24 protein-coding genes and 1 pseudogene are annotated in these 24,828 nt (G+C 72.0%); 16 read left to right on the forward strand and 9 right to left on the reverse strand.

Annotated features, from left to right (window positions below):
• Positions 1-24: 24 nt before the first annotated feature.
• From ACZ4SF_RS15940 to ACZ4SF_RS15965, 6 genes are all read left to right on the forward strand, one after another.
• Positions 25-1,485, forward strand: a complete 1,461-nt coding sequence (locus ACZ4SF_RS15940; protein ID WP_468383946.1) for a CitMHS family transporter — start codon at positions 25-27, stop codon at positions 1,483-1,485.
• Between the two features lie 23 nt (positions 1,486-1,508).
• On the forward strand, positions 1,509-2,747 hold the full coding sequence (locus ACZ4SF_RS15945; protein ID WP_468383949.1) for an MFS transporter: 1,239 nt from the start codon (positions 1,509-1,511) through the stop codon (positions 2,745-2,747).
• Between the two features lie 101 nt (positions 2,748-2,848).
• Positions 2,849-3,526 carry a hypothetical protein gene (locus ACZ4SF_RS15950; protein ID WP_468383952.1) on the forward strand — a complete coding sequence of 226 codons (678 nt, stop codon included), beginning with the start codon at positions 2,849-2,851 and terminating at the stop codon, positions 3,524-3,526.
• On the forward strand, positions 3,513-4,235 hold the full coding sequence (locus ACZ4SF_RS15955) for a class F sortase (RefSeq protein ID WP_468383954.1): 723 nt from the start codon (positions 3,513-3,515) through the stop codon (positions 4,233-4,235). The genes ACZ4SF_RS15950 and ACZ4SF_RS15955 overlap by 14 nt, the downstream gene beginning before the upstream one ends.
• A 236-nt stretch (positions 4,236-4,471) precedes the next feature.
• Positions 4,472-5,860 (forward strand): aldehyde dehydrogenase family protein, encoded by a 1,389-nt coding sequence (locus ACZ4SF_RS15960; RefSeq protein ID WP_468383957.1) that lies wholly within the window; start codon positions 4,472-4,474, stop codon positions 5,858-5,860.
• Positions 5,861-5,875: 15 nt separating this feature from the next.
• Positions 5,876-6,958: a Zn-dependent alcohol dehydrogenase gene (locus tag ACZ4SF_RS15965; RefSeq protein ID WP_468383960.1), complete on the forward strand. Its 1,083-nt coding sequence runs from the start codon at positions 5,876-5,878 to the stop codon at positions 6,956-6,958.
• 3 nt (positions 6,959-6,961) lie between these two features.
• Here ACZ4SF_RS15965 and ACZ4SF_RS15970 read toward each other — a convergent pair whose 3' ends face one another.
• The 3 genes and pseudogenes from ACZ4SF_RS15970 to ACZ4SF_RS15980 all read right to left on the reverse strand — a co-directional run bounded on the left by ACZ4SF_RS15970 (position 6,962) and on the right by ACZ4SF_RS15980 (position 8,964).
• A complete protein-coding gene (locus tag ACZ4SF_RS15970) occupies positions 6,962-7,897 on the reverse strand; it encodes a DMT family transporter (RefSeq protein ID WP_468384837.1) in 936 nt (311 codons plus the stop codon).
• Between the two features lie 38 nt (positions 7,898-7,935).
• Positions 7,936-8,282 (reverse strand): annotated as a pseudogene (locus ACZ4SF_RS15975) (ArsR/SmtB family transcription factor); the annotation flags it as partial.
• A 46-nt stretch (positions 8,283-8,328) separates the two neighbouring features.
• Positions 8,329-8,964 (reverse strand): TetR/AcrR family transcriptional regulator, encoded by a 636-nt coding sequence (locus tag ACZ4SF_RS15980; protein WP_468383963.1) that lies wholly within the window; start codon positions 8,962-8,964, stop codon positions 8,329-8,331.
• Between the two features lie 102 nt (positions 8,965-9,066).
• Between ACZ4SF_RS15980 and ACZ4SF_RS15985 the strand changes: the two genes are divergently transcribed.
• The 3 genes from ACZ4SF_RS15985 (at position 9,067) to ACZ4SF_RS15995 (ending at position 11,274) form a co-directional block, all read left to right on the forward strand.
• Positions 9,067-10,218 carry an acyl-CoA dehydrogenase family protein gene (locus ACZ4SF_RS15985; RefSeq protein WP_468384840.1) on the forward strand — a complete coding sequence of 384 codons (1,152 nt, stop codon included), beginning with the start codon at positions 9,067-9,069 and terminating at the stop codon, positions 10,216-10,218.
• A 71-nt stretch (positions 10,219-10,289) separates the two neighbouring features.
• Positions 10,290-10,577 (forward strand): YiaA/YiaB family inner membrane protein, encoded by a 288-nt coding sequence (locus tag ACZ4SF_RS15990; RefSeq protein ID WP_468383965.1) that lies wholly within the window; start codon positions 10,290-10,292, stop codon positions 10,575-10,577.
• 73 nt (positions 10,578-10,650) lie between these two features.
• Positions 10,651-11,274, forward strand: coding sequence for a TetR/AcrR family transcriptional regulator (locus ACZ4SF_RS15995; protein WP_468383967.1), 624 nt, complete (start codon positions 10,651-10,653; stop codon positions 11,272-11,274).
• Positions 11,275-11,347: 73 nt separating this feature from the next.
• Here ACZ4SF_RS15995 and ACZ4SF_RS16000 read toward each other — a convergent pair whose 3' ends face one another.
• Positions 11,348-11,809, reverse strand: coding sequence for a MaoC family dehydratase (locus ACZ4SF_RS16000; RefSeq protein ID WP_468383970.1), 462 nt, complete (start codon positions 11,807-11,809; stop codon positions 11,348-11,350).
• 113 nt (positions 11,810-11,922) lie between these two features.
• Between ACZ4SF_RS16000 and soxR the strand changes: the two genes are divergently transcribed.
• Complete coding sequence (soxR, locus tag ACZ4SF_RS16005; RefSeq protein WP_468383971.1) at positions 11,923-12,387, forward strand: redox-sensitive transcriptional activator SoxR; 465 nt, start codon at positions 11,923-11,925, stop codon at positions 12,385-12,387.
• Between the two features lie 256 nt (positions 12,388-12,643).
• Here soxR and ACZ4SF_RS16010 read toward each other — a convergent pair whose 3' ends face one another.
• Entirely contained in the window at positions 12,644-13,711 is a 1,068-nt protein-coding gene (locus ACZ4SF_RS16010) for an RNA ligase (ATP) (protein WP_468383974.1), read from the reverse strand.
• A gap of 240 nt (positions 13,712-13,951) precedes the next feature.
• On the opposite strand from ACZ4SF_RS16010, the gene ACZ4SF_RS16015 reads away from it, so the two are divergent.
• Positions 13,952-14,161 carry a hypothetical protein gene (locus ACZ4SF_RS16015; RefSeq protein WP_468383977.1) on the forward strand — a complete coding sequence of 70 codons (210 nt, stop codon included), beginning with the start codon at positions 13,952-13,954 and terminating at the stop codon, positions 14,159-14,161.
• A 125-nt stretch (positions 14,162-14,286) separates the two neighbouring features.
• Here the strand turns inward: ACZ4SF_RS16015 and ACZ4SF_RS16020 are convergent, their stop codons facing one another.
• The gene (locus tag ACZ4SF_RS16020) at positions 14,287-14,889 is read right to left on the reverse strand and encodes a hypothetical protein (RefSeq protein WP_468383979.1); all 603 of its coding nucleotides are present in this window, start codon (positions 14,887-14,889) and stop codon (positions 14,287-14,289) included.
• 207 nt (positions 14,890-15,096) lie between these two features.
• Between ACZ4SF_RS16020 and ACZ4SF_RS16025 the strand changes: the two genes are divergently transcribed.
• Positions 15,097-17,886: a penicillin acylase family protein gene (locus ACZ4SF_RS16025; protein WP_468383982.1), complete on the forward strand. Its 2,790-nt coding sequence runs from the start codon at positions 15,097-15,099 to the stop codon at positions 17,884-17,886.
• Positions 17,887-17,992: 106 nt separating this feature from the next.
• Here ACZ4SF_RS16025 and ACZ4SF_RS16030 read toward each other — a convergent pair whose 3' ends face one another.
• Together ACZ4SF_RS16030 and ACZ4SF_RS16035 are read right to left on the reverse strand one after the other, a co-directional pair.
• On the reverse strand, positions 17,993-19,294 hold the full coding sequence (locus ACZ4SF_RS16030) for a serine-threonine protein kinase (protein ID WP_468383984.1): 1,302 nt from the start codon (positions 19,292-19,294) through the stop codon (positions 17,993-17,995).
• Positions 19,295-19,376: 82 nt separating this feature from the next.
• Positions 19,377-20,597, reverse strand: a complete 1,221-nt coding sequence (locus tag ACZ4SF_RS16035) for an exo-beta-N-acetylmuramidase NamZ family protein (RefSeq protein ID WP_468383986.1) — start codon at positions 20,595-20,597, stop codon at positions 19,377-19,379.
• A gap of 180 nt (positions 20,598-20,777) precedes the next feature.
• Between ACZ4SF_RS16035 and ACZ4SF_RS16040 the strand changes: the two genes are divergently transcribed.
• Genes ACZ4SF_RS16040 through ACZ4SF_RS16050 form a run of 3 tightly spaced genes read left to right on the forward strand, consistent with a single transcriptional unit; the run spans position 20,778 to position 23,831 of the window.
• A complete protein-coding gene (locus ACZ4SF_RS16040) occupies positions 20,778-21,548 on the forward strand; it encodes an SDR family oxidoreductase (RefSeq protein WP_468383989.1) in 771 nt (256 codons plus the stop codon).
• Entirely contained in the window at positions 21,545-23,221 is a 1,677-nt protein-coding gene (locus tag ACZ4SF_RS16045) for a class I adenylate-forming enzyme family protein (RefSeq protein WP_468383992.1), read from the forward strand. Before ACZ4SF_RS16040 ends, ACZ4SF_RS16045 begins: the two co-directional genes overlap by 4 nt.
• Positions 23,222-23,237: 16 nt before the next feature.
• Entirely contained in the window at positions 23,238-23,831 is a 594-nt protein-coding gene (locus ACZ4SF_RS16050; protein ID WP_468383995.1) for a TetR/AcrR family transcriptional regulator, read from the forward strand.
• A gap of 90 nt (positions 23,832-23,921) precedes the next feature.
• Here ACZ4SF_RS16050 and ACZ4SF_RS16055 read toward each other — a convergent pair whose 3' ends face one another.
• Positions 23,922-24,302, reverse strand: a complete 381-nt coding sequence (locus ACZ4SF_RS16055) for a winged helix-turn-helix transcriptional regulator (protein ID WP_468383998.1) — start codon at positions 24,300-24,302, stop codon at positions 23,922-23,924.
• Positions 24,303-24,398: 96 nt separating this feature from the next.
• Between ACZ4SF_RS16055 and ACZ4SF_RS16060 the strand changes: the two genes are divergently transcribed.
• Positions 24,399-24,806, forward strand: coding sequence for a RidA family protein (locus tag ACZ4SF_RS16060; protein ID WP_468384001.1), 408 nt, complete (start codon positions 24,399-24,401; stop codon positions 24,804-24,806).
• The last annotated feature ends 22 nt before the right edge of the window (positions 24,807-24,828 follow it).

Here is a 24,828-nt window from a genome sequence, read left to right on the forward strand (position 1 = left end):
AGGGCGAACGTTAGGTATCCACTCATGCTGACCATCCTCGGCTTCGCCATGATCGCGACCTTCCTGGTCCTGATCATGCTGAAGAAGATGTCGCCGATCGCGGCGCTCGTGCTCATACCCGCGCTGTTCTGCGTGTTCGTGGGCAAGGGCGCCAAGCTCGGCGACTACGTCATCGACGGCGTCACCGGGCTCGCCCCCACCGCGGCCATGCTCATGTTCGCGATCGTCTACTTCGGTGTGATGATCGACGTCGGTCTCTTCGACCCGGTCGTGCGGGGCATCCTGAGGTTCTGCAAGGCCGACCCGCTGCGCATCGTCATCGGTACGGCGGTCCTCGCCGCGATCGTCTCCCTGGACGGCGACGGCTCCACCACCTTCATGATCACCGTCTCGGCGATGTACCCGCTGTACAAGCGCCTGAAGATGTCCATGGTCGTGATGACCGGCGTGGCCGCGATGGCCAACGGCGTGATGAACACGCTGCCGTGGGGCGGCCCCACCGCCCGCGCGGCCACCGCGCTGAAGCTCGACGCCGGCGACATCTTCGTGCCGATGATCCCCGCCCTCGCCATGGGCCTGCTGTTCGTGTTCGCCCTCGCCTACGCACTCGGCCGCCGCGAGCGCAAGCGGCTCGGCGTGCTCACGCTGGACGAGGTGCTGGTCGAGGAGCAGGAGACGGTCCTGGCCGGCGCCGGCGCCGGCGCCGGCTCCGGTGAGGAGGCCAGGCGGGCCGGTTCCGGTGAGGAGGCCAGGCACGCCGGCGGTTCCGGCGAGGAGCCCCGGACGGCCGGCGGGTCCGGCACCGGCGCGGCACCTGCGGACGAGCAGTCCGAGGACGAGGGCTTCCAGGGCCTGGCCCCCGACCGCCCCACCCTGCGCCCCAAGCTGTACTGGTTCAACGCGCTGCTCACCCTCGTCCTGCTCACGGCCATGATCATGGAGTGGCTGCCGATCCCGGTGCTGTTCCTGCTCGGCGCGGCCCTCGCCCTGACCGTCAACTTCCCGCACATGCCGGACCAGAAGGCCCGCATCGCCGCCCACGCGGAGAACGTCCTCAACGTCTCCGGCATGGTGTTCGCCGCCGCCGTCTTCACCGGCGTCCTGCAGGGCACCGGCATGGTCGACCACATGGCCGAGTGGCTGGTCGACAACGTCCCCGACGGCATGGGCCCGCACATGGCTCTCGTCACCGGCGTGCTGAGCATCCCGCTCACCTACTTCATGTCCAACGACGGCTTCTACTTCGGCGTCCTGCCGGTGCTCGCCGAGGCGGGCCACGCACACGGCGTCTCCTCGCTGGAGATCGCCCGCGCCTCGATCATCGGCCAGCCGCTGCACATGTCCAGCCCGCTCGTCCCGGCCGTCTACGTCCTGGTCGGCATGGCCAGGGTCGAGTTCGGCGACCACACCCGGTTCGTCGTCAAGTGGGCCGTGCTCACCTCACTGGTGGTCCTCGGCGCGGGACTGCTGTTCGGCATCGTCTGAGCACTCCGGGAAGGACACGACTCATGGCGCCCGGTGGGAACCGCGGCTGGCTGCTCCGCCTCGTCATCGCCTTCGGCTGCGCGCAGGGGGCGGTGTCGATGGCCCGGCCCGCGGTCTCCTACCGGGCCCTCGCGCTGGGCGCCGACGAACGGGCGGTGGGAGTCATCGCGGGCGTCTACGCGCTGCTGCCGCTCTTCGCCGCCGTACCGCTCGGCCGCCGCACCGACCACGGCCGCTGCGCGCCCCTGCTGCCGGCGGGCGTGGTCCTCATCGCCGGCGGCTGCGCACTCAGCGGTCTCGCCGGTTCCCTGTGGGCGATGGCCCTGTGGAGCGGGGTGATGGGACTCGGCCACCTCTGCTTCGTGATCGGCGCCCAGTCACTGGTGGCCCGCCAGTCCGCGCCGCACGAACAGGACCGCAACTTCGGGCACTTCACCATCGGCGCCTCCCTCGGCCAGCTCGTCGGCCCCGTCGCCGCGGGCGCGCTCATCGGCGGCCCGGACAGGGCACACAGCAGCGCCCTCGCCCTCGCCGTGGCGGGCGCCGGTGCGGCGGCCGCGTTCACCTCGCTGTGGCGCATCGAGGACCGCGCCACCGTCAACTCCCGCCCACGGCAGGGCGGACGGGTTCCGGTCACCGCCATCCTGCGGGCCCGGGGGGTGCCCGCGGGCATGCTGCTCAGCCTGTCGGTGCTGTCCGCGACCGACGTCCTCACCGCCTACCTGCCGGTGGTCGGCGAGCACCGGGGCATCGCCCCCTCGGTCATCGGTGTCCTGCTGAGCCTCCGTGCCGGCGCCACCATCGCCTGCCGGCTCGTCCTGACCCCGCTGCTCCGGCTGCTCGGGCGGCCCGCGCTGCTCACCGTCACCTGCCTCCTCGCGGCCGTGCTGTGCGCGGGGACGGCGCTGCCGGTACCGGTGTGGGCCCTGGCCGGGATGCTCACGGTCCTCGGCTTCTGTCTGGGTGTGGGCCAGCCGCTGTCGATGACGACGGTGGTGCAGGCAGCGCCCGCTGAGGCCCGCTCCACCGCGCTCGCCCTGCGGCTGACGGGCAACCGGCTCGGCCAGGTCGCCGCGCCCGCCGCCGCGGGTCTGGTCGCCGGCCTGGCCGGGGTGGCGGCGCCGTTCGCGATGCTGGGGGTCTTGCTGCTGCTGTCGTCGGGGGTGGCGCTGCGCTCGCCGGGCCGGTCCGAGGGCTCGCCCGGACGGGTGAACGGGAGGCGTTCGAGGCGCCCCGGATTGCGCCGTACGAGCGATCTCTGACGGCGCGTCGGGCGTCGGTGCCGCGAGGCGCGCGGGGTATGGCGCAGAGTCCAGGCGAAAGAGCGATTTGTATGAAAATCGTCTGACTCGGAGGAACGTCCATGCCCACCCTGAAACTCCCACGTGGCCTCGGCTCTCGCGCGGGCGCCACTGTCATCCTCACCGCTCTCGCCGCGTCAGGCGCGTCGTGGGTGGCGGCGCCCATGGCGGTTGCCCAGGGGGAGAACGGCGACATCAGGATCCACCGCGTGGGCGTGCCCTTCGGCGTCTCGAAGGACGATCCGGTGGTGTGCAAGTTCTACCTCGACGCCGTCAACTTCGACGTCCTGCCCACCATTGCCTACACCATCACACCGCAGCCGCCGTTGCCGACCTCGGCCACCGTCGCCGGCACCATCCAGCTCGCCGGGGGTGCCGGGCACACCGATCCGCTCGGGCTCGCGGACGGACAGTACAAGATCACCTGGGTGGTGGCGGGTGCTCCCAAGGAGAAGGTCTTCCGCGTCAACTGCCGTGACGAGCACAAGGACGATCCGGGGCAGGGTGGCCCCAACGGACAGATCGCCGACGGCCGGCACGACGACCAGCACAACGACGCGGGCTGGGGGAAGGGCGACCAGGACGGCCCCAAGGGCGGGGTGCACGCGGGTGGCGGCGGACTCATCGACACCGCTGCCGCGTACGCACCGGTGGCCGGCGCGGCCGCCGTGGGCCTGATGGCCCTCGGCGGTGTCGTGTACGTCCGGGTGATCCGCCGGCGGCCCCATGGTGCCGCGTAGGTACCGACGCAGGCCCTGGTACCGGACCCGCGCCTACCGCCTCGCCAGGACGGCCCTGCTCGTGGTCGTCCTGGTGACCGTGGTGCCGCGCTGCGGCGGGCGCGGCGGACCGGCCGCGCCCGGACCGCCGGGCGGTCCGGACGCCGTGGCGGCCCCCGGTGCGGGCTCCGCCCGGGCCGACGGGCGGGGAGCGGGCCCGGAGGGTGCCGAGACCTCCGGCTCCGCGCCCTCCGGCCCTCCGCCCCGCCCGCTGCCCCGGTCCCGGCCGACGTCCTTCCGTGTGCCGTCCCTGGGGATCGACGCCCCGATCACGCCGCTCCGGCTCGACCGTGACCGGCAGTTGGAGTCGCCGCCCGTCGAGGCCCCCAAGCTGGTCGGCTGGTACGAGGGCGGCCCCACGCCGGGCGAGTCCGGCACCGCGATCGCCGTCGGCCACCGTGACACCAGGACCGGTCCCGCCGTGTTCGCAGGCCTCGCCCACGTCAAGCCCGGCAAACCCGTCGAGGTACGGCGTGCGGACGGCCGTACCGCCGTCTACACCGTGGACCGGGTGAAGGTGTTCGACAAGGCCGGCTTCCCCGACGGGGAGGTCTACGGCCCCGCCGGGCGCCCGGAACTGCGGGTGATCACCTGCGGCGGCCTCTTCAGCCGGCGCACGGGTTACACCAGCAACGTGGTGGTCTTCGCCCACTTCACCGCCACGAAATGACCGGTGCAACCGCCACGGAATCACCGGTGTCACCGCCACGAAGTGACCGGTGTGATCGCCACGGAATGGCCGGTGTCACCGCCGTGAAGTGACCGGCGGACCGGCCGGTGTCCGCACCGGCCGGTCCGTTCGTCATGATGTCCCGGTACGTCTGCGGCTCAGGACCGTCTGGTGCACGAAAACTAACATCGCTAGTTTGTGTGCCGGACGACGCAGCCCCGCCGGGAGGAAGCAGCATGAAGGCACACGACGGCCTGTACATCGACGGCGCCTGGCGCTCCGCCGAGAGCACGGACGTGATCGAGGTCGTGAACCCCGCCGACGAGCAGATCATCGGCCGGGTGCCGGCGGGCGGCCCCCTCGACGTGGACACCGCCGTCCGCGCCGCGCGCGCCGCCCTTCCCGCCTGGTCCGCCACGCCTCCGGCCGAGCGCGCCGCCCGTCTGGCCGCCCTGCGCGACGCCCTCGCGGCCCGCAAGGACGAGATCGCGGCGACGGTCACCGCCGAACTCGGCTCGCCCCTGCAGTTCTCCCAGGCCGTGCACGCCGGCGTACCGATCGCGGTCGCCGGCTCCTACGCCGAGCTGGCCGCGGCCCACCCCTTCGAGGAGAAGGTCGGCAACTCCACCGTCCTGCACGAGCCGATCGGCGTGGTCGGCGCGATCACCCCGTGGAACTACCCTCTCCACCAGATCGTCGCCAAGGTCGCCCCGGCACTCGCCGCCGGCTGCACGGTCGTGCTCAAGCCCGCCGAGGACACCCCGCTCACCGCCCAGCTGTTCGCCGAGGCGGTCCACGAGGCGGGCGTACCCGCGGGCGTGTTCAACCTGGTCACCGGCCTCGGCCCGGTCGCCGGACGGGCCCTCGCCGAACACCCGGACGTCGACCTGGTCTCCTTCACCGGCTCCACCGCGGTCGGCCGGCAGATCGGCGCGGTGGCCGGCGCGGCAGTGAAGAAGGTCGCCCTCGAACTCGGCGGCAAGTCCGCCAACGTCATCCTGCCGGGCGCCGACCTCGCCAAGGCCGTCAACGTGGGCGTCGCCAACGTCATGTCCAACTCCGGCCAGACGTGCAGCGCCTGGACCCGCATGCTGGTCCACCGCGACCGGTACGACGAGGCCGTCGAGCTGGCCGCCGGCGCCGCCGTCAAGTACGGCGACCGCATCGGTCCGGTGGTCAGCGCCGAGCAGCAGGCCAGGGTGCGCGGTTACATCGAGAAGGGCGTCGCCGAGGGCGCCCGGCTGGTGGCCGGCGGCCCCGGATCCCCGCACGAGAAGGGCTACTTCGTCAGCGCGACCGTCTTCGCGGACGTCACCCCGGAGATGACGATCGCCCAGGAGGAGATCTTCGGTCCCGTCCTGTCGATCCTGAAGTACGACGACGAGGAGGACGCCCTGCGCATCGCCAACGGCACGGTGTACGGCCTCGCGGGCGCCGTCTGGGCCGCCGACGAGGCCACGGCGGTGGCCTTCGCCCGCCGCATGGACACCGGCCAGGTGGACATCAACGGCGGCCGGTTCAACCCCCTCGCACCCTTCGGCGGATACAAGCAGTCCGGAGTCGGCCGGGAACTCGGCAGCCACGGACTCGCCGAGTACCTGCAGACCAAGTCCCTACAGTTCTGAGGAAGACCGAGACACATGGCCGTACGAGCCGCCGTCCTGCCCGCCATCGGCGCCCCGCTGGAGATCACCGGCATCGAGCTGCCCGACCCTGGCCCCGGACAGGTCCGGGTCCGCCTCGCCGCCGCCGGCGTCTGCCACTCCGACCTGTCCCTGTCCAACGGCACCATGAGGGTGCCGGTCCCGGCCGTCCTCGGCCACGAGGGCGCCGGCACGGTCGTCGCCGTCGGCGAGGGCGTCACCCATCTCGCGCCCGGCGCCCCCGTCGTCCTCAACTGGGCCCCCTCCTGTGGCAGTTGCCACGCCTGCGTGCTCGGCGAGGTCTGGCTGTGCGCCAACGCGATGAACGGCGCCGCCGGCGTCCACGCCCGCACCAGCGACGGCACCGACCTCCATCCAGGCCTGAACGTGGCCGCGTTCGCCGAGGAGACGGTGGTCCCGGCGTCCTGCGCCCTGCCCCTGCCGGACGGGGTCCCGCTGGTCGACGCCGCCCTCCTCGGCTGCGCCGTCCTCACCGGCTACGGCGCCGTGCACCACTCGGCACACGTCCGGCCCGGAGAGACGGTCGCCGTGTTCGGCGTCGGCGGGGTGGGCCTCGCCACCCTCCAGTCGGCCCGCATCGCGGGCGCGTCCCGGATCATCGCCGTCGACGTCTCCCCGGAGAAGGAGGACCTGGCCCGGGCGGCCGGCGCCACCGACTACGTCCTCGCCTCCGACACCACCCCCCGCGAGATCCGCGCCCTCACCGGCAAGCAGGGCGTCGACGTCTCCGTGGAGTGCGTGGGCCGCGCGGTCTCCATCCGCGCCGCCTGGGAATCGACCCGCCGCGGTGGCCGTACGACGGTCGTCGGCATCGGCGGCAAGGAGCAGCAGGTCACCTTCAACGCCCTGGAACTCTTCCACTGGGGCCGCACCCTCTCCGGCTGCGTCTACGGCAACACCGACCCGGCCCGCGATCTGCCGGTGATCGCCGGGCACGTGCGCGAGGGACGCATGGACCTGTCGGCACTGGTCACCGAACGGATCGGTCTGGAGGGCATTCCGGCGGCCTTCGAGAACATGCTCGCGGGCAAGGGCGGCCGGGCGCTGGTCGTCTTCTGACGCTCAGGGCACCTTCTCGGGTCGCGGCTGCCCGGCCGCGACCCGGGTCGACCGCCCGCCGCGCGCCCGGGAGCGCGACACCGCCACGCCCGCCAGACACAGCACCCCGCCGGCCAGCGTGAGCACCCCGGGCACCTCACCGAGCGCCAGCCATGACATCAGCACCACCAGCGCGGGCACGGCGTACGTGGTCGCCCCCATCCGGCTGGCGGTGGTCCGGGCTAGGGCGTAGGCCCAGGTGGTGAAGGCGAGCGCGGTCGGGAAGACGCCCAGGTAGACCATGTTCAAGGTCGCCTGCACGGGGGCGTGGGCGATCTCGCCCGCCAGCTGTCCGGCGAACGGCAGGCAGCACACGGCCCCGACCAGGCACCCGAACGTCGTCACCTGCAACGCGCTCGCCCGCCCCAGGGCGGGCTTCTGCGCGACCACCCCGAAGGCGTACGCGACGGCCGCGAGCAGACACAGCAGCACGCCGAGCACGGAAGAGCCGCCTCCGCCCGACATGGACAGCCCCACGGTCACTGCGCCCGCGAAGGACACGGCCATGCCCGCCAGCAGTCTCGGCGGCATCGGATCACCGAGCAGCCGGGCGCCCAGCAGGGCGATCAGCAGCGGGCCGACGTTGACGACGAGCGCCGCCGTGCCCGCGTCCACCTGCTGCTCGCCCCAGTTCAGGACGACCATGTACAGGCCGAACCACAGCAGCCCCGACAGCAGGATGCCCCGCCACGCGGACCTCGGCGGCAGCCCCTCCCGGCGTACGGCCCAGATGACCCCCAGGGCGACCACACCCGCCACCAGCCGGCCGAGGGCCAGCGCGCCGGGGGAGTAGGCCTCGCCCGCACTCCGGATGGACACGAAGGCGGAGGCCCACAGCAGTACGGAGACGGCGGCGGCGGTGGTCGCGAGTATGCGGGCGCGGTTCCGGTCGGCGTTCATCATGCTCCCGAGGCTAGGTAGCCGACAGGACATCGGCTGGCGGAATTCGGACGGGGCGGCCGAGGCTGCGGCCAGGTGGGTACGGGTTCGCTTGCCCGGCGGTACGGCACCCGGAGATCCTCGACGAGTTGCGCGACGCGCGCGTCGGCCAGCCGCACGTACCGGTGCCGGCCCTGCCGTTCCTCCGCGCGCAGCCCCCCGGCGACGAGCTTGCCGAGGTGCTCGCTCAGCGTCGACGCGGCGACGCCCGCGTGCCGCGCCAGTTCGCCGGCCGTCCAGGCCCGCCCGCCGAGGAGCGCGAGCAGGCACGTGGCCCGGGTCCGGTCGGCGATCAGCCCGGCCAGGCCGCGGCGAGGACCGCGGCCTGGGGGTCCTTGATGCTCATGCACCCAGCATGGGGCACCGGCACTTCGGCGACGGCCGAAGCGTCCTCACACCCGCACCTGCTCGTACTGCTGCGCGAGCCCGTCCAGCAGCGCGCCGAGACCCGTCTCGAAGGCCCGCTCGTCGATCTTCTCCTGCTGCTCGGCGAGGAGGTGGGCCTGCCCGAGGTGGGGGTAGTCGGCGGGGTCGTACGCGCTGGCGTCGTCCACGAAGCCCCCGGCGAACGAGCCGAGTGCCGAGCCCATGATGAAGTACCGCATCAGCGCGCCGATGGAGGTCGCCTGCGCCGGCGGCCAGCCCGCCTCGACCATCGCGCCGTAGACCGCGTCGGCGAGCCGCAGTGCGGCCGGGCGGCGGCCGGGGCCGCGTGCGAGGACCGGGACGATGTTCGGGTGGTCGCGCAGGGCAGCCCGGTAGGAGACGGCCCAGTCGTGCAGCGCGGTCCGCCAGTCCCGGCCGTCCTCGAACATCGACAGATCGACCAGCGCGCTCACCGAGTCCGCCACCGCCTCCAGGATGTCGTCCTTGGTGCGGAAGTGGTTGTAGAGCGAGGGCCCGCTCACCCCCAGCTCGGCGGCGAGCCGGCGGGTGGACACGGCCGCCAGACCCTCCCGGTCCACGAGGTCCCGGGCCGTCTCGACGATCCGGTCGGTGCTGAGGAGGGGCTTGCGCGGTCGGGCCATGGCGCACATAGTAGGGCTGCGGCTAGAAACTAGCAGTGCTAATTTAAATGTTTGGCTTTCAAGATCCGGCGATGTATTCCGGTCGGTTGGGGTGATCTCGTGGTGAACCTGGGACTCAGCGAGGAACAGACGGCCGTACGGCAGCTCGCCCAGGACTTCGTGGCGCGCGAGATCGCCCCGCACGCGGTCGCCTGGGACCGCGCCGAGGAGGTCGACCGGGGCATCGTGAAGAAGCTCGGCGACGTCGGCTTCCTCGGGCTGACCATCGACGAGGAGTACGGCGGCTCCGGCGGCGACCACCTCGCGTACTGCCTGGTCACCGAGGAACTGGGCCGCGGCGACTCGTCCGTGCGCGGCATCGTGTCCGTCTCCCTCGGTCTCGTCGCCAAGACGATCGCCGCCCGGGGGAGCGAGGAGCAGAAGCGGCGCTGGCTGCCGGGACTCACCGCCGGCGAGTACGTCGGCTGCTTCGGCCTCACCGAGCCCGGCACCGGCTCCGACGCGGGCAGCCTCACCACCCGGGCCGTGCGTGACGGCGACGACTACGTCGTCAACGGCACCAAGATGTTCATCACCAACGGCACCTGGGCGGACGTCGTCCTGCTCTTCGCCCGCTCCACCGACGCCCCCGGCCACAAGGGCGTGTCCGCCTTCCTGGTGCCCACCGACACCCCCGGCCTGACCCGCCGCACCATCCACGGCAAGCTCGGCCTGCGCGGCCAGGCCACCGCCGAACTGGTCCTGGAGGATGTCCGCGTACCCGCGTCCGCCATGCTCGGCGAGGAGGGCAAGGGCTTCTCGGTCGCGATGTCCGCGCTGGCCAAGGGGCGGATGTCGGTGGCCGCCGGCTGTGTCGGCATAGCCCAGGCGGCGCTGGACGCGGCCGTGCGCTACGCCGGTGAGCGAGAGCAGTTCGGGGGGCCCATCGCCCGTCACCAACTGGTGCAGGAGCTGATCAGCGACATCGCCGTCGACGTCGACGCGGCCCGGCTGCTGACCTGGCGGGTCGCCGACCTCATCGACCGCGGCGAGCCGTTCGCCGTCGAGTCCTCCAAGGCCAAGCTGTTCGCCTCCGAGGCCGCGGTCCGCGCCGCGAACAACGCTCTGCAGGTCTTCGGCGGTTACGGCTACATCGACGAGTACCCGGCCGGCAAGCTCCTGCGCGATGCCCGCGTGATGACCCTGTACGAGGGCACCAGTCAGATCCAGAAGCTGCTCATCGGCCGCTCCCTGACCGGCGTTTCGGCCTTCTGAGTACCTGCCGGGGCGCGTTCTGAGTATCCCGGCGGATGTGGCGCGGCCCACGTGCGCCGAAGCTGGGTGCCATGAGCGACACACCGGTCAAACAGCAGAGCACGGCCGCCTTCTACGGCCAGGCCGTCGCCTCCTTCGCCGTCGCCATGACGGCCACCGCCATCGGCATCTTCCGGCTGGAGGCCAGCGCCTGGGTCCGTGGCTTCCTGGCGATCGCCGTTCTCTACCTCGTCACGTCCGCCTTCACCCTCGCCAAGGTCATCCGGGACCGCCAGGAGGCCGGGCAGATCGTCAGCCGGGTCGACCAGGCCCGGCTGGAGAAGCTGCTCGCCGAGCACGACCCCTTCGAAAAGCTCTGAGCGGCTGCACTAAGCGCCCGCTCACCGTCGGCGGTATGGTGGTGCTTCTGTCGGCGAGAGGGGCGAACGAGCGATGAGTACGGCGGAGGAGACGGCCGGCGGCGAAGTGGAGCCGTGGGAAGAGGTCACCCCGGACGCGGCCCGGCGGCTGCTCGTCGCCGCCGTGGAGGCCTTCGCCGAGCGCGGCTACCACGCGACGACGACGCGTGACATCGCCGGCCGTGCCGGCATGAGCCCGGCCGCCCTCTACATCCACTACAAGACCAAGGAAGAGCTGCTTCACCGGATCAGCCGCATCGGCCACGACAAGGCCCTCGACATCCTGCGCACCGCGTCGCAGCGGGAGGGCACCGCGGCCGAGCGGCTGGCCGACGCGGTCGGCTCCTTCGTCCGCTGGCACGCGGGACGGCGCACCACCGCACGGGTCGTGCAGTACGAGCTCGACGCCCTCGGCCCCGAGGCCCGCGCCGAGATCGTCGCGCTGCGCCGTCAGGTGGACGCGGAGGTGCGCGGGATCATCGAGGACGGCGTGGCCTCGGGCGAGTTCGACGTGCTGGACGTGCACGGCACGACGCTCGCCGTGCTGTCGCTGTGCATCGACGTGGCCCGCTGGTTCACGGTGGACGGCCCGCGCACCCCCGAGGAGGTCGGCGCGCTCTACGCCGACCTCGTGCTGCGGATGGTGGGAGCGCGGTAGCGGGCCTCCGGGCTCAGAGGCCGGCTACCGGGCTCGGTGGCAGGCCTCCGGGCTTCGCGGCGGGCCTCCGGGCTCAGATGTAGTACCTCGCCACCGACTCGGCGACGCACACCGGCCTGTCGCCGCCCTCACGTTCCACGGTGAAGGCGACCGTGACCTGCACACCGCCGGTGACGTCCTCGACGCCGGTGATCTTCGCGGTGGCGCGCAGCCGGGAGCCGACGGGAACGGGGGCCGGGAAGCGGACCTTGTTCGTCCCGTAGTTGACGCCCATCTTCACGCCCTCGACCCGGATGAGCTGCGGGCCGAAGAGCGGCAGCAGCGACAGGGTGAGGTAGCCGTGCGCGATCGTGGTCCCGAACGGCCCGGCGGCAGCCTTCTCCGGGTCCACGTGGATCCACTGGTGGTCCCCGGTCGCCTCGGCGAACAGGTCGATGCGCTTCTGGTCGACCTCCAGCCAGTCGGTGTGGCCCAGCTGCTCGCCCACGGCCGCCTTCAGCTCGTCGGGGGAGGTGAAGGTCCTCGGTTCTGCCATGTTCCCGGCCTCTCGCTCGCGTCTCTAAGCGACTGCTTAGCATGGTCGGATGGGAGGCCGCTGTCAACGGGCGTGCGGCCGGCCGGGTGGGCGGTCTCTGTAATCTCTGAGGAGTGCCCCAGATTCCCGAGAAGATCCACGAGCTGACCGTGGGCCAGTTGTCCGCGCGCAGCGGTGCCGCGGTGTCCGCCCTGCACTTCTACGAGGCCAAGGGACTGATCTCCAGCCGGCGCACCTCCGGCAACCAGCGGCGCTACAGCCGCGACACCCTGCGCCGGGTGGCGTTCGTCCGCGCGGCCCAGCGGGTGGGCATCCCGCTCGCCACGATTCGGGAAGCCCTGGCCGAACTGCCCGAGGAGCGGACGCCGACCAAGGAGGACTGGGCGCGGCTGTCCGAGAAGTGGCGCTCGGAACTGGAGGAACGGATCCGCCAGCTGAACCGCCTGCGGGACCATCTCACCGACTGCATCGGGTGCGGGTGTCTGTCGCTGGAGACGTGTGTGCTGTCGAATCCGGACGATGTGTTCGGTGAGCGGCTGACGGGTTCGCGGCTGCTGGCGGAGCGCCGCGGAAACTAGGGCGCCGTTGTCGGGTGCGGGTGCGTCGTGGATGGTCGCGCAGTTCCCCGCGCCCCTTTCGGGGCGCTGCTGTCGTCCCCGACCCGCGGGTGCGTCGTGGCTGGTCGCGCAGTTCCTCGCGCCCCTTTCGGGGGTGCTTGCGTGGCTTCACCGTCTGCGGGCAGTCGTGCCGCTGGGGTGGCGCGGGTGGGCGCGGGTGCACCCCGCGAGCGCGGGTGAGCGATACCCACCCCCGCCCGGCCCAGCGGGCGGTGCCTCACTCGTACTCGGTGCCGCCCTTGCGCGTCAGGTACGCGGGGCTGACCGACTTGGCGATGGCCCGGCCCCCCGTCACCGCGCTGTACCGCTCCACCGCGGCCCGTATCACCACGCCCTCACGCACGTGCAGCCCCCGCCCGGACACCGTCTCCCGTCCGCCGGTGAACTCCAGCACCCGCTCGACGTCGTACGGCCCCACGTACAGGCGAGGCACCACCGGCAGCTCCCCGTCCAGCAGTTCCGCCGCGTCCAGCCAGCGCACGGCGCCGTCCACTTCCGCCGACACGTCGAACGCCGCGTAGCCGAGCGTCTCGCTGCGCCCGTCGGCGCCGTACGTCAGGTCCTGCACTCCCGCGCCGTACACCTCCCCGAAGATGCCGACCCGGGTCGCGCCCAGCCGCTCGCAGAGCCGCGCCGCCGTCTCGGCGACCTCGTGTGCGCGCACCGCCCGCCAGTACAGGTTCCGCGGATCCTCCTTCAGGGCCAGGGACTTGGCGCCGAAGCCCTTGGAGGAGACATACGCCCGCCCTTCGCAGGCGACATACGTCAGCAGGCACGCCGAACCGTGCAGCTTCTCCGTCAGCACGACCTGCTCGCCCGGCGTGAAGATGCCGGGGTAGCGCTGGATGTTCTCGATGTCGACCCAGGGCAACAGCTCGGGCGCCGGTTCGACGTCTCCGTTCATGGTGGGCGGGACCGGCGGCACCCACTTGGTGATGCCCAGCCGCTCCGCGAAGTCGGTGCCCTCGGCCGCCGCCCGCACCAGGTCGACGTCCCCGAGCTCCGCCGGCCGGCACACGATGCCCTGCGACAGCTCACCGCGCAGCCGCACCGCCTTGACCCGGTTGGCCTCGCCGCCCGCCAGCCGCCCGGTCAGCCCCAGTTCCTCGATCAGCCCTGCCGGGAGGACGGCCTGCTCGGGGATGTAGACGGCGGCCTCGCCGGTGCGGTACGAGCCCTTGGCGACGACGGCCCGGTACAGGCCCACCTGGGCCAGCTCCAGCGCATCGGCGTTCGGATGCTCGTGGACGGTCAGCACTTCGGCGGTGACGCGCAGCGTCGACATCGCAACTCCTCGGAGGAATGGGCGGGTTCAGACCCGTCAGGCGTGTTTCATCGCCTCCCACTCTCCGCGCAGGAAAAGGGTGGAGCGACCCGATTTGGATCTGGTAGCGTCGCGATCTTCGGTCGGCGGCGACGCCGTGCAGATCGCCAGGACCGTGGCCCCGTTCCTGGCCGCCTGGGACCCCGGTCCGGTCGCCGACGCGCACCTCTGAACTGCGCCGACACCTGGCTCTACGACCACATGGCCGATCATTCCCCCTTCTCCTGGTGGTACGACGAGAGTGAGGAGACGGGGGTCGCCGAGCTGCGCGCCTGGCTGTCCGGCCCCGGCGCCGCCCGCCTGCACGCGCTGGGCGAGCACGCCCTCGCCGTCCGCTGCGAACTCCTCGCCCTCCCCGAGGGCGAGCGCTGGGATCACCCGTACCGGGCCGGTGCCGCAGCCGCCGGCTGAGCGTGCGCATCACCTTCAGCGCCGGCCCGCGGCCGCTCCGCGGAAGGGGTGCGGCATCCCCTGCGCACCCCCCTTGCCCGGTGCCGGCCCGTCGCGCGGACCGCACCCGGTGGCGCCCCGGCCGCTCAGGCCGACATCAACAGGCGTTCCCGCCTGGCGAACTGCAGGACCCGCGGGTCGAGGACGGGCCGCGGTACCAGGATCCCGCAGTCCGTGCAGACCGGTCCCGAGGACGGCTCGTGGTCCAGGCCGTACCTCCAGACCAGCCGCTCTCCACCGCACACCGGGCAGCACGAACCCGGTTCCCGCTCCAGCGCGGCGATCAGCCGGCGCAGCACCTCCGCCAGCGGGGCCTCCGGGTGGACCCCGGGGTCGTCGCACCAGGCCACCCCGAACCCGCCCCAGGTCAGCCGGTGCCAGTCGTCCACACTCCCGGGCCGGCGCAGCCCGTCGTGCTTCTCCTTCTTCCGTCGCTCGGTGAAGTCGGTCTCGTAGGCGAGCCAGACGTCACGGGCCGCCTCCAGCTCCTCCAGCGCGGCCACGAGCCGCGCCGGATCGGGGGAGCGGTCCTCCGGGCCGAAACCCGCCCGGGAACACAGGTGGTCCCAGGTCGCCCGATGCCCGTAAGGGGCGAACTTCTCGAGGCACTTGCGCAGCGAGTACCGCCGCAGTGCCAGATCACAGCCCGGGTCACGTACCTGTCTCGCCAGACTCCGGAAACCTGCCATCGCCCTGCACCTCCGTCACACCTGCACCTGTACTTCGGTCACTTCGGCGTCGTCGCACGGACGTCGCCGAATAGACGTATCGACAGGCGATTCGGCTCCATCTCTTCTCGGGATCTGCTTGCGTACTCCGGAAAGTGACGCATGTTCATCTTTGAACTGGGGGATACCGGCGGTAACGTTCGGCCACCCCTGTCGCTAGGAGCTGCCATGCCACGGCGAACCCCACGTATCGCCTTTGACAGACTGAGAACGTTCCGCCGTCTCCCCGGGTTCCTGAAGACCGCGTCCGTATGCGTCCTGATAGCCGGTCTTCTCTCCCCCCTCACCCAGACCGCATCGGCGGCGGCCGGCGTCGCGGCCGCCGCCGACCACTGCGGCGGCCAGTGTTCCGACATCCTGCCGCCCGGTGAGAACGGCAACGCGACGCTCGCGCAGATCCTGCTCAACCAGGTCTTCGGCACCCAGCCCGCGCACGCCGAGGACCAGCTCGGCCCGTACGCCAGCCTGGCCACCGGCTACTCGGGCCTCACCGACGCGAAGATCAACACCTTCTTCAACGACGCCTCCTTCGGCGTCCCTTCCGACCAGGTCGCCTCCACCGAGAAACCGGCCGGCCGCAGTGACGTGACCATCGTCCGCGACAAGAAGACCGGTGTGCCGCACATCACCGGCACCACCCGCTACGGCACCGAGTTCGGCGCCGGGTACGCGGCGGCCGAGGACCGGCTCTGGCTGATGGACGTCTTCCGGCACGTGGGCCGCGGCCGGCTGACCTCCTTCGCGGGCGGCGCCGCCGCCAACCAGGGCCTGGAGCAGCAGTTCTACCGCAACGCCCCCTACACCGAGGCCGACCTGCAGGCGCAGATCGACAACGCCGTGGCGCAGAACGGTGCCCGCGGCCAGCAGGCCCTGGCCGACGTCAACGCCTACCTCGCCGGCGTCAACGCCTACATCGACGCCTCCGACAGCGGCCGTTACTTCCCCGGCGAGTACGTCCTGACCGGGCACAAGGACTCCATCACCAACGCCGGCACCATCGAACACTTCAAGGTCACCGACCTCGTGGCGCTGGCCTCCGTGATCGGCTCGCTGTTCGGCTCCGGCGGGGGCGGCGAGGTGAACAACGCGCTGTCCCTGCTCGCCGCCCAGGCCAAGTACGGCGTCGAGGAAGGCACCCGGGTCTGGGAGTCCTTCCGTGAGCGCAACGACCCCGAGGCCGTCCTCACCGTCCACAACGGCGAGAGCTTCCCCTACGGCGCCAGGCCCGCCGACGCCCAGGGCGAGGCACTGCCCGACGCCGGCTCGGTGACCCAGGAACCGCTCGTCTACGACCGCACCGGCAGCGCGGCCACAGCCGCCGCCAGGAGCACCTCGGCGACCGCGGCGAGGACCACGCTCGGCTCCGCCAGGCGCGGCATGTCCAACGCCCTGGTCGTGAGCGGCAAGCACACCGCCGGCGGCCACCCGATCGCCGTCTTCGGACCGCAGACCGGCTACTTCGCGCCGCAACTGCTCATGCTCCAGGAGATCCAGGGCCCGGGCATCAGCGCCCGCGGCGCCTCCTTCGCGGGTCTGAGCATGTACGTCGAACTGGGCCGCGGCCAGGACTACTCCTGGAGCGCCACCACCTCCGGTCAGGACATCATCGACACCTACGCGGTCGAACTGTGCCAGGACGACTACCACTACCTGTACCACGGCACCTGCACCGCCATGGAGAAGGTCGAGCAGAAGAACGCCTGGAAGCCGACCACGGCCGACGGCACCGCCGAGGGGTCGTACACCATGCGCGCATGGCGGACCCGGTACGGTCCGGTGGAGTACCGGGCGACCGTCGGCGGCAAGAAGGTCGCCTACACCACCCTGCGCTCCTCCTACCTGCACGAGGCCGACTCGATCATCGGCTTCCAGATGCTCAACGACCCCGGCTACGTCAAGGGGCCGCAGGACTTCCAGAGCGCGGCGCAGCACATCAACTACACGTTCAACTGGTTCTACGCCGACTCCGAGCACACCGCGTACTACAACAGCGGTGACAACCCGGTCCGGGCGGGCGGCGTCGACGCCGAGTTCCCGGTGTGGGCGCGGCCGGCGTACGAGTGGAAGAACTGGGACCCGGCCACCAACACGGCCGACTACACCCCCGCCTCCGCCCACCCCAACTCGGTCGACCAGGACTACTACGTCTCCTGGAACAACAAGCAGGCCAAGGACTACACGACCGCGCCCTGGGGCGACGGCTCCGTGCACCGCGGGAACCTGCTGGACGACCGGGTGAAGAAGCTGGTCGCGGCCGGCGGGGTGACCCGTACGAAGCTCGTGCAGGCCATGGCGGACGCGGGTCTCGCCGATCTCCGCGCGGAGGACGTGCTGCCGAAGCTGCTCAAGGTGATCAACTCCTCCGCCGTGACGGACCCCACGGTCGCCGCGGCGGTGGGCAAGCTGCAGACGTGGGTGAGCGCGGGCGCCAAGCGCACGGTGACGTCGCCCGGCTCGAAGACGTACGCCGACGCCGACGCGATCCGCATCCTTGACGCGTGGTGGCCGCTGCTGGTCAAGGCCGAGTTCCAGCCGGGGCTCGGCGACGACCTGTACTCGGCGATCACCGCGAACCTGCCGGTCGACGAGACGCCGTCCGCCGGACACGGCCCGACCGGCTCGCACGCCGGAAGCTCCTTCCAGTACGGCTGGTGGTCGTACGTGGACAAGGACATCCGGTCGGTGCTGGGCGAGTCCGTGCAGGGCCCACTCGCGCGGAAGTACTGCGGTGGCGGCAGCCTGGGCGCCTGCCGGGACGTCCTGACCGGCACCCTGAAGCAGGCGGCCGGCCTGACCGCCGCGCAGGTCTACCCGGGCGACGACCAGTGCTCGGCGGGCGACCAGTGGTGCGCCGACTCGATCGCCCAGCGCACCCTCGGCGGTATCAGACACGGCAAGATCAGCTGGCAGAACCGGCCGACGTTCCAGCAGGTCGTGGAGTACACGTCACACCGGTGACCGGTGACCGGTGACCGGTGACCGGTGACCGGCAGAACGGCGCCGGCAGAACGGCGCCGGCGGACGGGCGTCGGCACGCGCCGGCGGATGCCTGGTCGGCGGCGGGTCAGGAGACGCGTCCCGCCGCCAGCACCACCCGCGCCAGTTCGGGGTGCACGATGTCGCTGTGCGCCCCGGACGGCGCGCCGCCGCGTCTGACCACGGCCGCCGCGTCCACGTTCACGCACCCCGACGCGGGCAGCCGTCCGCTCAGGGCGGCCGCCAGGTCCAGGCGGGCGGTCCCCGGTACCGCCTGCACCCCGTCGTGTCCCATGGCACCCCACCTCGGCCCCAGCACGGCCGCGATCTCGTCACCCGCGCAGGAGCGGTCGTCCCCGGTGAGCCGGGAGGCCAGCGGGTAGAACGTGCCGAGAGCCGCGTCGAAGTGCGAGTAGCAGCACACCAGCGGGCCGTCGATGCGCCGCTGCAGGTCCCGGAGCGCTCCCGACCGGTCCGGGGCGTGCGGCAGGCGGGCCGCGAACGCGTAGTGCGAGAAGGCGCCCTGGAGCAGGGTCACCGACTTCACCGCGGTCACGCCCGGGGGCAGCCCGCGCAGCGCGAACGCCACCAGCCGGCCGCCGAAGCTGTGCCCGACCAGGTGCACACGGACCCCGGGCACCGCATCGGCCAACTGCCCGAGCAGCGGTCCGAGGCCGCGCTCACCGACCGTACCCGCCCGCCGTTTCATCTGGTGGTACGTCACCTGCCGCAGCAGTTCCTTGGCACCCTCCCACGGATTCGGCAAGCTGAACCGTGCCCCCCTCGCCGACGCGTCGAGCGCCGCCAGTGCCTGTGCGAACTGCTCGCAGGCGGTCACCGGATCCCCGCCCGGCACGGCCGGTTCGCCCGGCTCGTCGGTGTCGGCCACGCCCGGCGGTTCCCCGGCCGGCAGCAGCCGCACCAGCCGCCCGAACTCGGCCAGGCCCTCGTTCCCGCCGGGCCGTTCGTCCAGCAGGCGGGCCAGCTGGTCCACCACCGTCGCCCGGCCGGGGAACGTCTCCAGCAGCGCCCGCCGGGTGTCCTTGTCCAATGCCGGGCGCGGCGCCGCCGCCACCGCCTCCACGGCCGCCACGGACCTCGGGAAGTCGGGGATCGGCTCGTCGCTGAACCGCATCGACGGCCAGACCACGCCGACGTATCCGAGCCGGGCCTTCGGGGCCAGTTTCGGGACCGGGGCGAAGAAGCGCCGGTACAGCGCGGTCGCGCCCGAGCGGTCGTTGTTCCAGCCGTGCGAGAAGACGATCAGGTCACGGACACCGTGGTCCGTGACCTGAGCCGACAGCCGGTCGCGCTCGGTGCCGTCGGCGTCCCCGTCCGTGTCGAAGGTCAGCTCCCAGTAGGGAGTCACGCTCATCCCAGGATCCGCCATGCCAGGCTCCCTCGTCCCCCCGAAACGGTGCGATGCGCACGTATCGTCCTGCCGGGAGGCCGAGTTGGCCATACAGTGCGGCTCACTTGTAGAGGAGATACTCCTTCCGGGTCCGCCGGAACGCGGCCAGCTCCTCCTGCCAGGCACCCGTCACCTCGTCCGGGCCGGCACCCGCGTCGATCATCGTGCGTACGCGCGCCGAACCGGTGAGCTTGTCGATCCAGTTGTCGGGCCGCCAGGCGAAGCCGCCCCACACCTTCCGCGCGGTCACCAGCAGCGCGATCCCGGTGCGCACGGGGTCGTAGGCGGCCCGGTCGAGCACATGGATCTGCACCCCGCCGACGGTCTTGCCCTGGAACTTGGAGAACGTCGGCGTGAAGTACGCCTCCCGGAACCGCACCCCGCGCAGTCCGGCTTCGTTCGCGGCGGCGGCCCAGCGGCCGTCGATGCCCTCGGCGCCGAGGAGTTCGAAGGGCCTGGTCGTGCCGCGCCCCTCGGAGAGGTTGGTGCCCTCGAACATGCAGGTGCCGGAGTACACCAACGCGGTCTCGGGGCTGGGCATGTTGGGGCTCGGCGGCACCCAGGGCAGCCCCGAGGTGTCGTAGAACGCGCTGCGCCTCCAGCCCGTCATCAGGACGGTCTCCAGCGGGACGGGCGTGGTCAGGAACTCGCCGTTGAACAGACGGGCCAGTTCCGCCACGGTCATGCCGTGCGCCTGGGCGATCGGCTGCCGGCCGACGAAGGTGGCGAACTCCTTGTGCAGGACCGGTCCCTGGGCGGCGCGGCCGGTCACCGGGTTCGGGCGGTCGAGTACGACGAAGCGCTTGCCGGCGAGCCGGGCCGCCTCCATGCAGTCGTACAGGGTCCAGATGTACGTGTAGAAGCGGGCGCCCACGTCCTGGATGTCGAAGACGACGGTGTCGACGCCGGAGGAGGTGAAGACGTCGGCGAGCGGCCGGCCGCTCTTGAGGTACGTGTCGTAGACCGGGAGCCCCGTCGCCGGGTCGTCGTAGCGGCCCTCGGAGCCGCCCGCCTGCGCGGTGCCCCGGAAGCCGTGCTCGGGGCCGAAGACCGCCGTCAGCTCGACGCGCGGGTCCTGGTGCATCACGTCGACGATGTGACGGGTGTCTCTGGTGATGCCGGTGGGGTTGGTGACGACACCGGCCTTCTGGCCGGAGAGAATCGAGTAACCGTCGGCTGCCAGCCTTTCGAAGCCGGTGCGCAGGTGCTCGTGGTGCCGGGACGGGGCGGGCAGGGCTGCCATCGTGGCCGAGCCGAGGAGGGTGCGCCGGGACAGATGCATGTGGTCCTCCGGTGAGTGGGGACGTGCGGGCGCTCGTGGTCTCGCGCACGCGCGGCGGAACCGCATGCGGCACCGCCCCGCGCCTCTTGAGGTTGGTCCAGTCACCCTTCCCTTTACACATACCGACTGGTTAGTCTGGTGCCGCTGAGCCGAGTCGCGCCGTGCCGAAGGAGACCGAGGGTGGAAGCCGTGCAGGATGCCGGAGTGGTCGTCACCGGAGCGGGCGGCGGGATCGGGGCCGCACTGGCCCGGCGGTTCGCCGCCGCGGGGGCCCGGGTCGTGGTGAACGACCTGGACGCCGTGAAGGCGCAGGCGGTGGCCGAGGAGATCGGCGGGATCGCGGTGCCCGGCGACGCCTCCACGATCGTCCCCGACGCCCGGGACGCGCTCGGCGGCACGGTGGACGTCTACTGCGCCAACGCGGGCGTCGCCTTCGAGGACGGCGACCTCGGCGGCACCCTGGACGAGCGGTCCTGGGCGACGTCCTGGGACGTCAACCTGATGGCCCACGTCCGCGCGGCCCACGCGCTGCTGCCCGGCTGGCTGGAGCGGGGCAGCGGGCGTTTCGTCTCCACCGTCTCCGCCGCCGGGCTGCTGACGATGATCGGCGCGCCCTCCTACAGCGTGACCAAGCACGGCGCCTACGCCTTCGCCGAGTGGCTGTCACTGACGTACCGTCACCGCGGGATCAAGGTCCACGCCATCTGCCCGCAGGGCGTCCGCACCGACATGCTGGCCGCCACCGGCAGCGCGGGCGACCTGGTGCTGCAGCCGACCGCGATCGAGCCGGAGGAGGTGGCCGAGGCGCTCCTGAAGGGCATCGCCGACGACCGCTTCCTGATCCTGCCGCACCCCGAGGTCGCCGGCTTCTACCAGCTGCGGGCCGGCGAGCCCGACCGCTGGCTCGGCACCATGAACCACATCCAGCAGAAGTGGGAGAACGCCCGGTGACCGCCTCCGGCGACACCGCCCGCCCCTGGCACGCGCTCCTCAACGAGGCCCAGCGCGCCCCGGTCGACCCCGCCGACTCGCTCGTGCACGCACTGCGCGCGGCCGTCACCGAGGCCCCGGACCGCACCTTCCTCGCCTACTTCGACGCGCGCCTGAGCTACCGCGAGGTCGACGAGCTGAGCGATGGCGTGGCCGCCCACCTCGCCGCGCGCGGTCTGGAGCGCGGCGACCGGGTGGCCGTCCTGCTGCAGAACTCCCCGCACTTCGTGCTGGCGGTGCTCGGCGCCTGGAAGGCGGGCGCGACCGTCGTCCCGGTCAACCCGATGTACAAGTCGGGGGAGGTGGCGCACGTCCTGCGGGACGCCGAGGTCGCCGCGCTGGTCTGCTCCGACCGGGCCTGGGAGTCGTACCTGAGCCGGACGGCCGCCGGCTCCCCGGTGCGGACCGTGCTCACCGCCTGCGAGCTGGACTTCCAGACGCGCAACGACCCGCGCGTGCTGGCCTTCGAGCGGCTGCCCCAGGCACCGGGCACCGACGACCTGGTCACCGCGGCCCGGCAGGGCGGCCGGGCCCCCGACGGGCGTGCGCCCCGCCCGGACGACATCGCGCTGATCAGCTACACCTCGGGCACCAGCGGCACGCCCAAGGGCGCCACCAACAGGCACGGCAACATGATGCACAACGCCGAGCGGCAGCGGACCGGGCTCGGTCTGCCCGTGCCGCCCGTCTACTACGCCCTCGCGCCGCTGTTCCACATCACCGGCATGGTCTGCCAGTTCGGTGCCTGCCTCAACAGCGCGGGCACCCTGGTGCTCACCTACCGCTTCGAGCCCGGTGTCGTCCTGGACGCCTTCGCCGAGCACCGCCCGCACTACACGGTCGGCCCCGCCACCGCCTACATGGCGCTCGCCGCCCACCCGGACGTCACCCGTGAGCACTTCGCCTCCTTCGTGAACATCTCCTCGGGCGGCGCCCCCGTGCCGCCGGCCCTGGTGGCGAGGTTCCGGGAGCGCTTCGGCCCGTACATCCGCGTCGGCTACGGACTCACCGAGTGCAGTGGCCCCTGCGCCACCGTGCCGCCCGGACTCGAGGCGCCCGTGGACCCGGTCTCGGGGACACTGTCCGTCGGCGTGCCGGGCGCGGACACGGTCGTGCGCATCCTGGACGAGCAGGGCGCGGAGGTGCCCTTCGGCAAGCAGGGCGAGATCGTGGTCCGCGGGCCGCAGGTGGTACCCGGCTACTGGCGGCGCCCGGACGCCACCGCCGAGTCCTTCCCGGACGGCGAGCTGCGCACCGGAGACATCGGGTTCATGGACGAACAGGGCTGGCTGTACGTCGTCGACCGCAAGAAGGACATGATCAACGCGTCCGGATTCAAGGTGTGGCCGCGCGAGGTCGAGGACGTCCTCTACACCCACCCGGCGGTGCGCGAGGCGGCCGTCGTCGGCGTGCCCGACGGCTACCGCGGCGAGACCGTCAAGGCCTACATCAGCCTGCGCCCGGGGTCCGAGGCGGACCCGGATGAACTCGCGGTGTACTGCAAAGAGAGACTGGCTGCCTACAAGTACCCGCGGCAGGTGGAGATCCTGCCCGACTTGCCCAAGACGGCGAGTGGGAAGATCCTCCGTCGGGAACTGCGTTCCCGGACCGAGAACGACCAGCAGCAGATCTGAAAGGCAGGTGGCGGCAGTGCCCAGGACGACGGACGGTGACGGTACGCCCGTCCCGCAGCGGCTGCTCGCCGCCGCCACCCGGCTCTTCGCCGAGCGGGGGTACGACCGCACCTCCGTGCAGGAGATCGTGGAGGCGGCCGGCGTCACCAAGGGGGCGCTCTACCACTACTTCGGCTCCAAGGACGACCTGCTGCACGAGGTGTACGCGCGCGTGCTGCGCGTCCAGCAGGAGCGGCTGGACCACTTCGCCGAGATGGACGCGCCGGTGGAGCAGCGGCTGCGGGACGCGGCGGCGGACGTGGTCGTCACGACGATCGAGAACCTCGACGACGCGATGATCTTCTTCCGTTCCATGCACCACCTGAGCCCGGAGAAGAGCAAGCAGGTCCGCGCCGAGCGCCGGCGCTACCACGAGCGCTTCCGCTCGCTCATCGAGGAGGGCCAGAAAGCGGGGGTCTTCGCCACGGCGACCCCGGCCGACCTGGTCGTGGACTACCACTTCGGCTCGGTCCACCACCTGTCGACCTGGTACCGCCCCGACGGCCCCCTCACCCCCCAGCAGGTCGCCGATCACCTCGCCGACCTGCTGCTGCGCGCGCTGCGACCCTGAGCCGGGGCCCTGCGGGCCCAGGGTGCCTCTCTCCGCGCGTGAGGGTCCTGCGGGGCCCGGGCGCCTTGCTGCGCGCCGGCGGCGTCCCCGTCAGGCGTCGAAGCGGCGCCGGGACGCCTCGATGTCACCGAGGTACCGGCGGGTCCAGTCGCACATGCCGTCGATCGTGACGCGCAGGGCGCGGCCCGGCTCGGTGAGCGTGTACTCGACCCGCGGCGGCACGGTCGGGTGGACGGTCCGCTCGACCAGGCCGTTGCGCTCCAGCATGCGCAGGTTCTGGGTGAGCATCTTGTGGCTGATGCCCTCGATGGCGTTCCGCAGCTCGCTGAAGCGGAGGGTGCGGTCGGCGATCTCCTCGATGATGAGCAGCGCCCACTTGTTGGCGACGTCGGAGAAGATCTCTCTTCCCAGCGAGTCCGCCCGGGTCAGGTCCGCGTCCTCGGGCGAGCCCGTGAACTGCTTGGTCACCATGAGGTTCCCCAGTCACTGGAAAGTGCGTTCTTCCAGGTCCACGGTAACTCTCTTACGGTTCCCGGGTAACCACAAGAGAGCACGGAGGAGGACGGCATGGCCATCACCCTGGTGAACCCCCGCGGACTGCCCGAGATCGGCGCCTACCGGCAGGTGTCGGTCGCGAGCGGGTCCAAGCTGGTCTTCGTCGCCGGGCAGGTCGCCTGGGACGCCGAGGGGACCACGGTCGGCGCGGGTGACCTCGCCGCCCAGGTCGAGCAGTGCTACCTGAACATCGCCACCGCCCTGGCCGCGGTCGGCGGTTCCTTCGACGACGTGGCGAAGCTGACCGTCCATGTCGTCGACTGGACCCCCGACAAGATGCCGCTGCTCCTCCAGGGCGTCGAGCGGGCGGCGGCGCGGCTGGGCGTCACCCCGGTCCCGCCCGCCACCCTGCTGGGCGTCGCGGCACTGGACGTACCCGAGCATCTCGTCGAGGTGGAGGCGACTGCGGTCGTCGACTGACCTTCGCCGGCCGCGCGCACCC

This window comes from Streptomyces sp. NPDC027663 (assembly GCF_055566415.1).

Coding starts and splice junctions, on each gene's coding strand:
- ACZ4SF_RS15940 (WP_468383946.1), top strand. CDS start 25: ATGCTGACCATCCTCGGCTTCGCCATGATCGCGACCTTCCTGGTCCTG.
- ACZ4SF_RS15945 (WP_468383949.1), top strand. CDS start 1,509: ATGGCGCCCGGTGGGAACCGCGGCTGGCTGCTCCGCCTCGTCATCGCC.
- ACZ4SF_RS15950 (WP_468383952.1), top strand. CDS start 2,849: ATGCCCACCCTGAAACTCCCACGTGGCCTCGGCTCTCGCGCGGGCGCC.
- ACZ4SF_RS15955 (WP_468383954.1), top strand. CDS start 3,513: ATGGTGCCGCGTAGGTACCGACGCAGGCCCTGGTACCGGACCCGCGCC.
- ACZ4SF_RS15960 (WP_468383957.1), top strand. CDS start 4,472: ATGAAGGCACACGACGGCCTGTACATCGACGGCGCCTGGCGCTCCGCC.
- ACZ4SF_RS15965 (WP_468383960.1), top strand. CDS start 5,876: ATGGCCGTACGAGCCGCCGTCCTGCCCGCCATCGGCGCCCCGCTGGAG.
- ACZ4SF_RS15970 (WP_468384837.1), bottom strand. CDS start 7,897: ATGAACGCCGACCGGAACCGCGCCCGCATACTCGCGACCACCGCCGCC.
- ACZ4SF_RS15980 (WP_468383963.1), bottom strand. CDS start 8,964: ATGGCCCGACCGCGCAAGCCCCTCCTCAGCACCGACCGGATCGTCGAG.
- ACZ4SF_RS15990 (WP_468383965.1), top strand. CDS start 10,290: ATGAGCGACACACCGGTCAAACAGCAGAGCACGGCCGCCTTCTACGGC.
- ACZ4SF_RS15995 (WP_468383967.1), top strand. CDS start 10,651: ATGAGTACGGCGGAGGAGACGGCCGGCGGCGAAGTGGAGCCGTGGGAA.
- ACZ4SF_RS16000 (WP_468383970.1), bottom strand. CDS start 11,809: ATGGCAGAACCGAGGACCTTCACCTCCCCCGACGAGCTGAAGGCGGCC.
- ACZ4SF_RS16010 (WP_468383974.1), bottom strand. CDS start 13,711: ATGTCGACGCTGCGCGTCACCGCCGAAGTGCTGACCGTCCACGAGCAT.
- ACZ4SF_RS16015 (WP_468383977.1), top strand. CDS start 13,952: ATGGCCGATCATTCCCCCTTCTCCTGGTGGTACGACGAGAGTGAGGAG.
- ACZ4SF_RS16020 (WP_468383979.1), bottom strand. CDS start 14,889: ATGGCAGGTTTCCGGAGTCTGGCGAGACAGGTACGTGACCCGGGCTGT.
- ACZ4SF_RS16025 (WP_468383982.1), top strand. CDS start 15,097: ATGCCACGGCGAACCCCACGTATCGCCTTTGACAGACTGAGAACGTTC.
- ACZ4SF_RS16030 (WP_468383984.1), bottom strand. CDS start 19,294: ATGGCGGATCCTGGGATGAGCGTGACTCCCTACTGGGAGCTGACCTTC.
- ACZ4SF_RS16035 (WP_468383986.1), bottom strand. CDS start 20,597: ATGCATCTGTCCCGGCGCACCCTCCTCGGCTCGGCCACGATGGCAGCC.
- ACZ4SF_RS16055 (WP_468383998.1), bottom strand. CDS start 24,302: ATGGTGACCAAGCAGTTCACGGGCTCGCCCGAGGACGCGGACCTGACC.
- ACZ4SF_RS16060 (WP_468384001.1), top strand. CDS start 24,399: ATGGCCATCACCCTGGTGAACCCCCGCGGACTGCCCGAGATCGGCGCC.